Here is a 14251-nt window from a genome sequence, read left to right on the forward strand (position 1 = left end):
ATCGTCATTGCGAGCAGCCATAGGCTGCGTGACAATCTCATTAAATATCCTGAGATTGCTTCGTCAATTACTTCGTAATTTCCTCGCAATGACGATACGGTATGACCTGATGGATTTCGCTACTTACTAAAATTAGCTTTTACCTGCATATCATTCTGAATAATTGTGTAGTTAATTAGCTCGTCAATTACAGAATTTTTAATATTATATATTATATTTTTTTCTGAATTGACATGAATATTTTTAGCTGTTAATTCATCGATACTGCTAGATTTAATATGTGCAAAATATACTTCATCACCTACTTGAAATACAGGCGTATTACTTCCTATTGTAGTATTAAAAATTGATAATAATATTTCAGGAGTTAGTGTTAGATCATTTTCCATTTCGGATCTAATATAGCTTTTTTTGCTTATTTTTATTCCGGTAGCTTTAAGCTCTTTTATGTTCTCTTGATCTGAATTATATTCCTTTGCTAAATCCTTGATAATTTTTAAGTTTACATCTGCAATATTCCGCTTTATCCAAGCTTTATTTACCTGCTCTTTAATAGCATCAAATTCAGGTATTTTTGCCGGCTGAATAGATTTTAATTCTACCAATATAAGATAGCTTTTATCCTCTGTTTCTATAGGATAAGATAATTCACCTTCCGAAAGCTCAAAAATACTATCGGCACTTTCAGCAATTATTTTATCTTCAATAAGCTCTGCATAACTGATATAGTTAACGTTTTGTATCGGTAGCTTATATTTTTCGGCAATTTCAACTAAGCTAGAACCGGCTGCCGTCTCATCTTCCAGCTTTTTAGCAAACTCCATATTAAGTATGTCGATTTTTTGAGCCTTTAATAAATCATGTAATTGTTTTTGTACCGCTTCAAAACTTTGATCACCGAATTCATCTTTATTTTCATTATAAAATTCTAACAACTCATCTTGAGTAACTGAGACTTTTAAATCCTTAATATTAGCTTTAATATAAGAAAAGCTGCGTTTCTCAGGTACCTCAAACGCGGTTTTATTATCTTGGTAAAAATCCTTTAATTGCTGACCGGTAGGAGTAGGGATTTGTAAATCTTTCGGTTTATTTTGTAAATCTATTTGTATTAATTCTACTTCTCTTTTTTCAGCCATATAATCTACTATATTGTCAGTCATAGCTTTAGGAACATAGAAACTTTCTATAAAAGTACCAACAAAAATATTTTTTAGAGCTTTTTCTTTGAAGTTTAATAAATATTTTTCTTCATCCATATAAGAATTTCTAAAATAAGTTTTAAAAATTTTTATATTGAAAACACCTTGCTCATTTTTAAAAACCGGTGATTCTTTAACTAAAATTTTAACTGTATCATCACTTAGATCTAAGTCATAATAACTCACTAAATAATCTAAGACATTATCGTAAACAAGCCTTTTTAGGATTCGGTTATCAATATTTAACTGTGCTATTTCTTCATCCGTTAAACTTGTTCCCGTTTGCTTACTTATAACATTAATTTCTAAAGATTTTGCTCTCAAAAAATCTTCCTGGGAGATATTTTTCACATGAGAAAAAGTAACAATATCGCCGCTTCTTCTTCCATTTAATACATCTTTAATACCAAAGCCGACAAAAGCAAAAGCTATCATTGCGAATAAAACCCGCATTATAAAACTATCGGCAGTTTTTCTAATATTATCTAACATAATTTTTTATTTAAGTTTTTATCTTCATTGCAAGGAAATTACGAAGTAAGTGACGAAGCAATCTCAGGATATTTGACGAGATTGCCACGTTGCTTCGCTCCTCACAATGACGCTTCTCAAAACTACATTATAAAGCAAAAAAGCCTATATAGTCAAACTATATAGGCTTTTTTTATGCTTATAGAACGGTTAATTAAAAATTAACACGAACTTTTACACTACCTTGCTGAGCGAAATACTTACTTCCGATATTGGTATCGTAGTTAATCCCGTATTCCATCATTTTATACTTAGCAGTAACACCGACACCAACATCAAAACTTGTTTTTCTTTGCTTAAAGCTGTTGGTTGGAAGAGGAGCAGTCATACCTTGTAATCTTGCATCAATCGCCGAAACTTTATTCTTGAATGCATAATCGACCATTGCGTAAAGCTCAGGTGTTAGCACTATTTCATTGACATTGATATTACTTGATACTTTAGCACCGAGTAAACCGTCGAAAGTATTATAGTTCTTGCCTTTAACGGTAAGATTTTGGTAAGTAGTACCGGTTTCCTTATAGCCCTTATCTTTGATAGTCGAATATCTAAGCCCAGCTAACGGTGTTAAGTTAATGTTCTCAGGCATCATATAGGTATAACCAGCCATTAACTGACCTGTATAGCTTTCGGATTTATACTTACCGTTTGCAGTTTGATAACCAACAGTCTCTAGTGTCGTTGCAATAACACGTCTTGATTTGCTTCTTATCTTATTATCTGAGTAAGATGCTATAGCTTCAACGAAGAGATTTTCATAAGGTACACTATATAAACCGTATAAAGAATAGATGTTGCTCTCTACCTTATTCTTATCGCCCATTTTATTATTTTTTAGCTTAATGTCAGTATCGGCTCTTGTATATGCAAGTCCGAGTACTAGATCATCGCTAACGAAGCCATCAAAACCTATAGTGCCACCAGTTGTATCAGACTTATAACCACTTATACTGTTACACATCTTCTGCGTTGCATTACCGACAAACGGGCTTATCCACGCACCAAACTTAGCATCCATATCTTCATCACCAGAAGAAACAGGACCTTTATTCCCTACTTGTACTTTATCCATTCTAGCATTTAGAGCAGTTATATTACTTGATATATTACTCGCTACAACTTGATTATTAACGGCAGCTATAGTGTCGCTAGGTTTTACAACATCTTGCATAAGATGAGTTGTAGCATCTGCTTCCTGTAGCGGTGTCATTAGACCAAAGTTATTGAAAGCTTGACGTGCATCTGAACCATTGGGAGCATCCCCCATTAACTCAAGCGATTTCTTTATATTTGCAGCATTTGGGATATTTGCAAGCGGTCCACCCGGTGCAAAATCTTTATCTATAACATCTGCAGCTATATCCTCTGCAAATAACGTTAAAGTCGATGCATCAAAAGTAAAGTCAACAAAACGGTTGTCATTATTAATAGTTATTTTAACATTCTCTTTAGGAGTAGGCTTTAAACCACCTGCTGTTTCTGCAGATATTACCGTATATTTTGTATCTGGGCTTATATTATTCATGTCGAAATTAGTAGCAGTAACAACAAGTGCTAAAGTTGAAACCCCTGATAAATCAAGAGTACTACCTGATTTAATTAAGATATTACCACCTGACTTAGCTGCTCCGTCAAAAGTAGTATTTAAGGTTAGCGTATCGGTAAAGCTACCGGTACCATTATATGTTACTTGATTTGCACCTAAAGTAAGTGTAGTACCGCTACCTGTTATATTACTATTAAAGGCTAGGCTATTGCCGAAATTAATAGTAGCACTGTTAGCTACAAAGCTGGTAGCCGTTACATTTTTAGCAAAACTAGTGATAGAACCTTTGGCTAAAGTAACCGCACCTGTATTAGTGAATGTATGGGCAAAGCTTGTAGTACCGCCAAGTGTCGCGGTACCTTTTGCGTTAACACTGCTTGCAAAACTTGTAGCACCTGCCGTTGTGATATCACCAACCGAATTAGCCGCAGTCCCTACAACACCGCTAACACTACCGCCTTTCATGAAGTTTAGCTTCAGAGCCTGACCACCGGTTTTATTTATGCTGCCTGTTAAGTTAAAGTGTGCAGGTAATGTTAAAGTATTTGTACCTGTACCTTGGATTTCGCCGATTTTAACGTTACCGCCTTTGGCAATAGTTACATTTCCTGCACCTACTTTTAACATAGCAATCCCGTTTACTCTATTAAGATTACTTGCACCTAAAACTATTAACGTACCGTTATTAGTACCACCGGTATTTTTGACTGTTCCCGCAACATTTACATTGTTATTTAATGTTACCGTACCGTTTTTTGCATTAAAATCTAAGAAACCTCCAATATTACCGGTTTGAGTTAATTGAACAGCATCCTTAAATAAAACTACATTTGCCGTAGTAGCTCCAAGTTCTAATTGACCTGTAATATCAAGCACTATATTTGTTGTATTAAAAGTGGTACCTGCCGTGCCACAATCTCCCGCTCCTTTGAAAACTATAGTTTGTAACTTATGAGCTCCACCAAACGTCTTGCCTCCGGCTATCGTTAATTTTTTTCCTGCAGTTACAGAATTTAATATTACTATACCCTCATCGTCATTATCAGGGTCTATATTCGCACCTAGTGTGATCGTACGGTCGTTTCCTGAACTATTTTGTAATATTAATTGAGCATCCGCATGTGCAAATTGAATATTTCCTGCCGGTATATTTAAATTACCATTATTTGCATCAATCGTATAAGTAGCATCGTTTATTTGTATAGCACCAGCATTAAATGCTGTACTACTAGTAAAATCTGCTTTATTGTTAATAAGCACGTTCTGTATACCTTCTAAATTTACATCGTCAGTTATTGTAACGGCATTATCAATAAGTAAAGTGTTAAATTTATTACCGCCTCCATCACCGATATTTCTAGCGGTACCTGCTACATTACTCCCAATATTCAGACCATTAACCCCACCATTAAAGATTACCGTACCTTCATCAGCACCGGGAGCTACTAAATCAGCTGCTAATAATATATTATTTACTCCGACTCCGGTTAAGTTAGAAAGTACTAAACCAGAATCTAGAGCTCTAAAATTAATATCTTGAGCATTTAATATAGTAACATCACCAGCACTTGCATCAATTGCAAAAAGAGTACCGGCTCCAATATTGATTTCTGCAACTGTTCCTATAGTTGAATGATATGCCGTAAGTAACTTTGTATTAACATTTAATATAGCATTATTGCCGTTTGCTATAGCTCCTTTAAAATAATAAGGGATTGCGTTACCACCACCATCAAGAGGTCCGTTAAACTCTAAAGTACTCCTGGCTCCAAAATCTATATTATTCGCATCTAGACTTCCTCCAGCGTGTAATGTTATACCTGCTCCTACATTCACTGTTGCTAATGCATTTGTATTACCTATATTGCCAGTTACTATACTATTACCGGTAAACGTTACTATACCATTATTTGCATTACCGGTATTATCTATCGCCCCGGTCACCACTACAGGATTCGTAAATGTCACTGCTGACGCATTATCCGTTAAGTTTATTGCATTCGATTTTACCACTCCGCCTTGTACTTGTAGCAAACCTGCTCCTACATTCACTGTTGCTAATGCATTTGTATTACCTATATTGCCAGTTACTGTACTATTACCGGTAAACGTCGCTATACCATTATTTGCATTACCGGTATTATCTATCGCTCCGGTCACCACTACAGGATTCGTAAATGTCACTACTGACGCATTATCCGTTAAGTTTATTGCATTCGATTTTACCACTCCGCCTTGTACTTGTAGCAAACCTGCTCCTACATTCACTGTTGCTAATGCATTTGTATTACCTATATTGCCAGTTACTGTACTATTACCGGTAAACGTTACTATACCATTATTTGCATTACCGGTATTATCTATCGCTCCGGTCACCACTACAGGATTCGTAAATGTCACTGCTGACGCAGCATCTGTTAACTTAGTCGTAGTAGCTTTAATAACCGCTCCCCCTAACGTGGCTTTACCTGCTCCTACACTTATCGTGGCTAATGAATTTGTATTACCTATATTCCCGGTTACTTGACTTAATGCACCATTTAAATTTAAGACACCTACATTATCAACGCCTGTGGTGTTATCAATCGCACCTGTTAATACTGCATTTGCATTTGTAAGGGTTAATACCGACGCAGCATCTGTTAACTTAGTCGTAGTAGCTTTAATAACCGCTCCCTCTAACGTGGCTTCACCTGCTCCTACATTCACTGTTGCTAATGCATTTGTATTACCTATATTGCCAGTTACTGTACTATTACCGGTAAACGTTACTATACCATTATTTGCATTACCGGTATTATCTATCGCTCCGGTCACCACTACAGGATTCGTAAATGTCACTGCTGACGCATTATCCGTTAACTTAGTCGTAGTAGCTTTAATAACCGCTCCCCTAACGTGGCTTTACCTGCTCCTACACTTATCGTGGCTAATGAATTTGTATTACCTATATTCCCGGTTACTTGACTTAATGCACCATTTAAATTTAAGACACCTACATTATCAACGCCTGTGGTGTTATCAATCGCACCTGTTAATACTGCATTTGCATTTGTAAGGGTTAATACCGACGCAGCATCTGTTAACTTAGTCGTAGTAGCTTTAATAACCGCTCCCTCTAACGTGGCTTCACCTGCTCCTACATTCACTGTTGCTAATGCATTTGTATTACCTATATTGCCAGTTACTGTACTATTACCGGTAAACGTCGCTATACCATTATTTGCATTACCGGTATTATCTATCGCTCCGGTCACCACTACAGGATTCGTAAATGTCACTACTGACGCATTATCCGTTAAGTTTATTGCATTCGATTTTACCACTCCGCCTTGTACTTGTAGCAAACCTGCTCCTACATTCACTGTTGCTAATGCATTTGTATTACCTATATTGCCAGTTACTGTACTATTACCGGTAAACGTTACTATACCATTATTTGCATTACCGGTATTATCTATCGCTCCGGTCACCACTACAGGATTCGTAAATGTCACTGCTGACGCAGCATCTGTTAACTTAGTCGTAGTAGCTTTAATAACCGCTCCCCCTAACGTGGCTTTACCTGCTCCTACACTTATCGTGGCTAATGAATTTGTATTACCTACATTCCCGGTTACTTGACTTAATGCACCATTTAAATTTAAGACACCTACATTATCAACGCCTGTGGTGTTATCAATCGCACCTGTTAATACTGCATTTGCATTTGTAAGGGTTAATACCGACGCAGCATCTGTTAACTTAGTCGTAGTAGCTTTAATAACCGCTCCCTCTAACGTGGCTTCACCTGCTCCTACATTCACTGTTGCTAATGCATTTGTATTACCTATATTGCCAGTTACTGTACTATTACCGGTAAACGTTACTATACCATTATTTGCATTACCGGTATTATCTATCGCTCCGGTCACCACTACAGGATTCGTAAATGTCACTGCTGACGCATTATCCGTTAACTTAGTCGTAGTAGCTTTAATAACCGCTCCCCCTAACGTGGCTTTACCTGCTCCTACACTTATCGTGGCTAATGAATTTGTATTACCTATATTCCCGGTTACTTGACTTAATGCACCATTTAAATTTAAGACACCTACATTATCAACGCCTGTGGTGTTATCAATCGCACCTGTTAATACTGCATTTGCATTTGTAAGGGTTAATACCGACGCAGCATCTGTTAACTTAGTCGTAGTAGCTTTAATAACCGCTCCCTCTAACGTGGCTTCACCTGCTCCTACATTCACTGTTGCTAATGCATTTGTATTACCTATATTGCCAGTTACTGTACTATTACCGGTAAACGTCGCTATACCATTATTTGCATTACCGGTATTATCTATCGCTCCGGTCACCACTACAGGATTCGTAAATGTCACTACTGACGCATTATCCGTTAAGTTTATTGCATTCGATTTTACCACTCCGCCTTGTACTTGTAGCAAACCTACTCCTACATTCACTGTTGCTAATGCATTTGTATTACCTATATTGCCAGTTACTGTACTATTACCGGTAAACGTCACTATACCATTATTTGCATTACCGGTATTATCTATCGCTCCGGTCACCACTACAGGATTCGTAAATGTCACTGCTGACGCATTATCCGTTAACTTAGTCGTAGTAGCTTTAATAACCGCTCCCCCTAACGTGGCTTTACCTGCTCCTACACTTATCGTGGCTAATGAATTTGTATTACCTATATTCCCGGTTACTTGACTTAATGCACCATTTAAATTTAAGACACCTACATTATCAACGCCTGTGGTGTTATCAATCGCACCTGTTAATACTGCATTTGCATTTGTAAGGGTTAATACCGACGCAGCATCTGTTAACTTAGTCGTAGTAGCTTTAATAACCGCTCCCTCTAACGTGGCTTCACCTGCTCCTACATTCACTGTTGCTAATGCATTTGTATTACCTATTGTTCCGTTAATGGCAGCATCTGTCGTGACAGTTATTATACCTCCTCCATTTATATTGCCTGCAAGTGTTATCTTTGCCGGGACTGCAGATTGTATAATTAATGCAGCATTCGCTCCCCCTAAAGCTATATTTCCTAAACCTGTATAATTATCGGCAGGAGCATCAAAACCATGATTTGCAGCAACAGCATTATTACCGTTTAAAGTTAAGCTTTTGCCGGCAGTAATAGTAACAGGCAACAAGTTACCTCCCGTTATAATCGAACCAACAACGGTATTTTGAGCAATATTTAGACCTACGGGAGTAGTACCCGCAACATTTATAGCCGTAATAATACGATCGGCTGCATCTGCAGTGATAGTATAATCACCACCGTAAGTAAATGCCCAATTGTTTTGAGGACTGCCAGCAGGAACACCATTAGCTACCCCTGCAGCCGTTATCTCACTCCAATTATTATTGTTAACATCATCACTAAATGCTGCATTATTATTAGTAGCAATAACACCTGCAGCAACACCGAGTGCCCCGCTACTACTCAGCATTATCGCTGCGGTTGAGGTGGTGAATAAAGCAGCTTTAAGACCTTGTTGTATTGCTTTTTGAAATAATTTTGGAGAAATATTCGCCATATATGTAAACCTTAATAAAAATTAACTCACTTAAAAAGTGTTATAACGCAACTTTTTTAGTATGTCTATTATAATTAATAACATAGATGATATTTTTATGTATAGATTGTCATTCCGTAGCGACGTTGGCCTTGTTGCATGGCTCGAAAAATCTGCTGGGTGTCATCCCGTGGACAAACCATGGGATGACAGGGGGAATCGCTCCACGCGGGCAATGCCCGCTCGCAATGACTATTTAGTATCCATATTCTCCTAACACCTTAATAACACATCATACATATAATGTTCAGAAGCATTAGCTTTGAGCAATAATTCTGTAGCCGGGACACAATGATTACTCTTCACCATAGCCAGCGGTGTTAGACCTGATTTATCACGATAATTAATATACGCAGTGTGTTCAATTAAAAACTGTATTAATTCTTCACCGCAATTAGCTTTTATAGCATGATGCAGAGCTATACGTCCTAATTGGTCTTTGTACTGGGCATCAACACCTTTACTATATAAATAAAGTTTCTACCAAATTTTTGAAATTTAAAGCTCGCTTTATGCTGGATTTCTGTTTTTGCAGGAATGACATAAGAGCCATGCAACAACGCCTACGGCTGCGTAGCGCATGACGAAAAAATACCCTACCTCTCAGGCAATAATATCTCTCTTTTACCTGTATGATTCGGTGGTGAGACTATTCCCTCTTTCTCCATCTTCTCAACTAAGTTGGCAGCTTTGTTATAGCCAATTCTAAGCGACCTTTGGATATAGCTAATGGAAGATTTGCGTTCGTCACGCACTATCTGCACAGCTTTTTTGTAAAGCACTTCATCAGAGGTGCCGTCACCGATATCAATGCTACTATCGTCTTCTTCAGGTTGCTCGGTAACGGCAGAAATATATTCAGGCGTACCGCTCTCTTTCAAATATTCCGTAATTTGCTCAATTTCGGCTTCATTAACAAACGGTCCGTGTACCCTACTTATCTTGGAAGTACTCCCCATAAATAACATATCACCCATACCGAGTAACTGCTCGGAGCCTTGCTCTCCTAAAATCGTTCGGCTATCGATTTTAGAGGTAACTTTAAAACTAATACGACTTGGAAAATTGGCTTTAATGACACCAGTAATAACGTCTACAGAAGGTCTTTGCGTTGCCATAATAATATGGATGCCTGCCGCTCTTGCCATCTGAGCAAGCCTTTGAATCAGCATTTCAATATCCTTACCGGCAACTAGCATTAAATCAGCCATCTCATCAACAATAACCACTATGTAAGGCAGTTTTTCCATATTCATTGTAACGGTTTCGTAAATAGGCTTACCTGTTTCAGGGTCAAAACCAGTTTGAATCGAACGCTCAATTACCCTATTCTCTTTAACCGCTTCTAAGATTTTTGCATTATAACCTGCGATATTCTTAACACCGATATTGCTCATCATTCTATAACGGTTTTCCATTTCCTTAACTGCCCATTTAAGAGCAACTACCGCTTTAGAAGGCTCGGTTACCACAGGAGTTAGCAAATGCGGTATTCCATCATAAGCCGATAATTCAAGCATTTTCGGATCAATCATGATAAAGCGACATTCTTCGGGAGTATAGCGGTATAAGAGCGACACAATCATCACATTAATACCGACGGATTTACCTGAGCCGGTGGTTCCTGCTACTAATAAATGAGGCATTTTAGCAAGATCGGCAATCAGCGGCTTACCTGCTAAATCTTTACCCAAGACTAACGGCAATAAAGTTGATTTGTCTTGGTATTCTGGGGTCTCTATAAGTTCTTTTAAGCAAAAGAATTCACGCTGCTTATTAGGAAGCTCAATACCAAGTACATTTTTGCCGGGTATGACTGCTATCCTTGTTGATAAAGCAGATAGTGAGCGTGCTATATCGTCAGATAATCCTACTACCCTTGATGTTTTCGTACCTGCTGCCGGCTCAAATTCATATTGAGTTACCACCGGTCCTTGATTGATATTAATTATCTGCCCTTTAACTCCAAAATCATTCAGCACGGTTAATAACTCTTCAGCCTTTTGTTTAAGCTCTGAGGACGAAGCTCCTTTTACATGATGTTTTTCAGGATCACGTAATAACGAAATAGGCGGCAATTCTGCTATTTCGCTTTGAGATATTTTAGGGCTAACAGGTTTGCTAAAGAATTTTATAGGATTTGCAGGTACGGATCTCGCTTCTTCAGGAAATTTTACTTTTTCACTTACAGGCTTTTGGTAAGAAGAAGTTATATTTATCTTATCATTGTTTTTAGTAGGGAATAATCTTATCGACGACAATCGTGAAAATACATTATGTAAAAAAGATTGTATCCGATAGATTAAAAATTTCCCTAGCTTAATAATAAAATTACTTAAAGAAGTAAATTTAATTTCAAATAAAACAACTAATATAATAAAGGTAAAAAATATTAATAATAAGTATAGTTGATTTGTAAATCGCTCAAAAAAATTAGAAGCTATTATTCCGATAGCTCCACCTGCATTTGCCGGTATGAATTCTAGCTTAATCTTAGATAATAATGTGCTACTGCTAACGAGAGCAAGCAACATTACAAACATACGGATAAATGAGCCGCGATATCTTCCATACCAACAATTTCTCCCCCAAACAAAGCAAGCAAGCGGTATGATAAAAGCAGCCAACCCAAAAAATTGATATAAACAATCCGATAAATAAGAGCCAAAAATTCCTACTAAATTACTATGGTACTCTGTTGTGACCGAGTTAAATGACGGATCGTCTATATTATATGACGTGAGAACAGTAACAATCCCAAGCCCGATTATCCCTAAGATAACCGCTTGTACCTTATTGTTTGAAAGAATTTTATTTATGTAATATAGCATAGTTTTAAATATTAAGCTAAATTATGAGTTTTATATCTTTTTCTATAATACTCTATAGGCTTTTCAATAAAGAAATAATTATTACTGTTATAAAAGTAACCAACGTATTAAATGTCCCATTATCAGCCCAATATGAAATAGCAGGTAATATATTATACAAGACAATTAAATGACAACAATATACTGGGTAGAGAGTAAAGCAATTAATTTGTCTAACTTATTATCTTTGGTTAAGTCAAATATTTTTCCTAAAGATAGAGCAAATAAACAATAAAAAAGTAATTTTTTTAGTTGAGGCTCTATTGGGATAAACGGAAAAGTAATAATTATTAATATAATATATAAATAGAGTAATTGACTAAGCCAAGACTTTTTTTCGTTTATTTCTTGATTAGTATAAATATAAAATGCTTGACTACCAATTAAGAAAACTGCAAGTTCAGAAGGAAAGAATCTATAAGACCAAGAATCTCCTATAAATCCATTAAACTGAAGAATAATTCTAGTAATTAAAGATATACAAATTATGGATAAAATATAGATATTTTTCTTTTTTAGAATCCAAGGTGCCATTAAATAAAAAGAAATTTCTAGCCCAATTGACCAACCAGGAGGTATCAACAAAAATTGATAAAGAGGAGGCGTGGAGTCAATAAAGTATTTTGTAAAATGTACTGTATTATTATTAATTCCAATAAACATTGTTACATCTTGCAACAACATTGTTAGGTTTGCAAAAATTAAAAAAACCAGCCGGAAATGGAAGATGACACAATTGCTTAAAAAAGAAAATTTTTGCTGCAAGAAGAAAGTAACTAAAATACAAAAGATATAAGTAAGATAAAGCCTTAAATATCTACGTTTCCAAAATTTTATTTTGCTTGTATAATTGCTCTGAATCATAGCCATATAAAAGCCGGAAATCATGAAAAAAGATTGTACTGCAATTGTTGTACCTATAAATTTAAGCAATGGATGAAAAGTTGAATGTGCAGCCACAACAGAAAGAGCAAATAATAACCTCACTACACCCATTATGTTAAATAATAATTATATTAGCAATTATATAATATCCAAAATCTACATCAAGTAACATAGCAGCACTTCTCACAATAATAGGATAAGTTATTTACATTAAAAGAGCCATTTTGTATTATGAAAATATATTTTTTTGAGGGAAAGGTAACCAAAATTCATGACCATAAAAATCCACACGGGAAAAGATTTCATAAAGATGCGGGCAGCAGGAAAATTAGCTGCAGAGACGCTCGATTTTATTACTGATCACGTAAAACCGAATGTCACTACTAATAGTTTAAATGGCCTTTGTCATAATTTTATTACTTCTCATAATGCCGTTCCTGCACCGTTAAATTACAAAGGCTTTCCGAAATCGATTTGTACTTCTATAAATCATGTGGTTTGTCACGGCATTCCAAACGATAAACCGTTAAAAAACGGTGATATAGTAAATATTGATGTTACGGTAATTTTAGACGGTTGGTACGGTGATACTAGCCGTATGTATTATGTCGGTGACGTAGCAATTAAGCCAAAGCGTCTTATTCAAGTAACTTATGATGCAATGATGAAAGGGATTGAAGTAGTTAGACCCGGTGCTAAACTCGGTGATATCGGACATGCTATTCAAAGCTATGCCGAGAAACATAATTATTCTGTGGTTAGAGATTATACGGGTCACGGTATCGGAAGAGTTTTTCATGACGAACCGTCAATATTAAATTACGGTCGCAGCGGCACGGGTCTAACGTTAGAAGAAGGGATGTTTTTCACCGTTGAACCTATGATAAATGCCGGTAATTATGACACTATATTAAGTAAACTAGATGGATGGACAGTTACTACACGTGATAAATCATTATCGGCTCAATTTGAGCATACTATAGGCGTGACTAAAGACGGTTTTGAAATATTTACGTTATCACCTAAAAAACTTGATTATCCTCCATACTAAACTGTAGGGTAAAACTTGATTTTGTTGTATGGCTATCTATGTCATTCCCGCGGGACATTGTTGCGTGGATCAAAAAACGCACTCAGTGTCATCCCGTGGCTTGACCACGGGATCCAAAAAGCATTTAAAAAGACTAGATCCCGCGATCAAGTTAGCTAGGATGACATTAAAGATTACTGGATTCCCGCTTTTAGCTAGGAATGACATCAGCAACATTTTACTTATTTATAATTTGAATAAACATAAAAAATGTTAGAAAATAATTTGTTAGAATTTAGTAATGATGAAATAATAGATACGCCTCATTATATAGGTCACCGTAAAAGAGTAAAAGAACGCTTCGTTGCCGCTGGAGCAGAACATTTTTCTGATTACGAATTACTTGAAGTAATGTTATTTTCGGCTATCCCTCGTAAAGACATAAAACCTCTTGCTAAAAAATTACTTGATCATTTTGATATTACGGATTTAATTAACCTTGATAAGGAAAGGCTACTTAGTATTAAAGGCACCAATGAAAATTTATATATCAATTTTGCTCTACGTGAGCTGATAAATTAGAG

The 14251-nt window shown here is 36.3% G+C and carries 6 protein-coding genes and 1 pseudogene; 2 read left to right on the forward strand and 5 right to left on the reverse strand.

Annotated elements, in window-relative coordinates; genetic code table 11:
* Window positions 1-119: 119 nt before the first annotated feature.
* From ACSFFC_RS01855 to ACSFFC_RS01875, 5 genes and pseudogenes are all read right to left on the reverse strand, one after another.
* Window positions 120-1694 (reverse strand): SurA N-terminal domain-containing protein, encoded by a 1575-nt coding sequence (locus ACSFFC_RS01855; protein ID WP_014411114.1) that lies wholly within the window; start codon window positions 1692-1694, stop codon window positions 120-122.
* Between the two features lie 193 nt (window positions 1695-1887).
* Window positions 1888-8843: pseudogene (locus ACSFFC_RS01860) on the reverse strand (autotransporter outer membrane beta-barrel domain-containing protein).
* A gap of 252 nt (window positions 8844-9095) precedes the next feature.
* On the reverse strand, window positions 9096-9305 hold the full coding sequence (locus ACSFFC_RS01865) for an ankyrin repeat domain-containing protein (protein ID WP_331270848.1): 210 nt from the start codon (window positions 9303-9305) through the stop codon (window positions 9096-9098).
* A gap of 173 nt (window positions 9306-9478) precedes the next feature.
* Window positions 9479-11713 carry a DNA translocase FtsK gene (locus ACSFFC_RS01870; RefSeq protein ID WP_014411116.1) on the reverse strand — a complete coding sequence of 745 codons (2235 nt, stop codon included), beginning with the start codon at window positions 11711-11713 and terminating at the stop codon, window positions 9479-9481.
* A 165-nt stretch (window positions 11714-11878) separates the two neighbouring features.
* Window positions 11879-12748: an acyltransferase family protein gene (locus tag ACSFFC_RS01875; RefSeq protein WP_014411117.1), complete on the reverse strand. Its 870-nt coding sequence runs from the start codon at window positions 12746-12748 to the stop codon at window positions 11879-11881.
* A 160-nt stretch (window positions 12749-12908) separates the two neighbouring features.
* Between ACSFFC_RS01875 and map the strand changes: the two genes are divergently transcribed.
* Both map and ACSFFC_RS01885 read left to right on the forward strand, forming a co-directional pair.
* Window positions 12909-13688: a type I methionyl aminopeptidase gene (gene map / locus ACSFFC_RS01880; protein ID WP_010977838.1), complete on the forward strand. Its 780-nt coding sequence runs from the start codon at window positions 12909-12911 to the stop codon at window positions 13686-13688.
* Window positions 13689-13937: 249 nt separating this feature from the next.
* Entirely contained in the window at window positions 13938-14249 is a 312-nt protein-coding gene (locus ACSFFC_RS01885) for a UPF0758 domain-containing protein (RefSeq protein ID WP_014411118.1), read from the forward strand.
* Window positions 14250-14251: the final 2 nt, after the last annotated feature.

The sequence above is a fragment of the Rickettsia parkeri genome, from assembly GCF_051427245.1.
GTDB lineage: Bacteria > Pseudomonadota > Alphaproteobacteria > Rickettsiales > Rickettsiaceae > Rickettsia > Rickettsia rickettsii.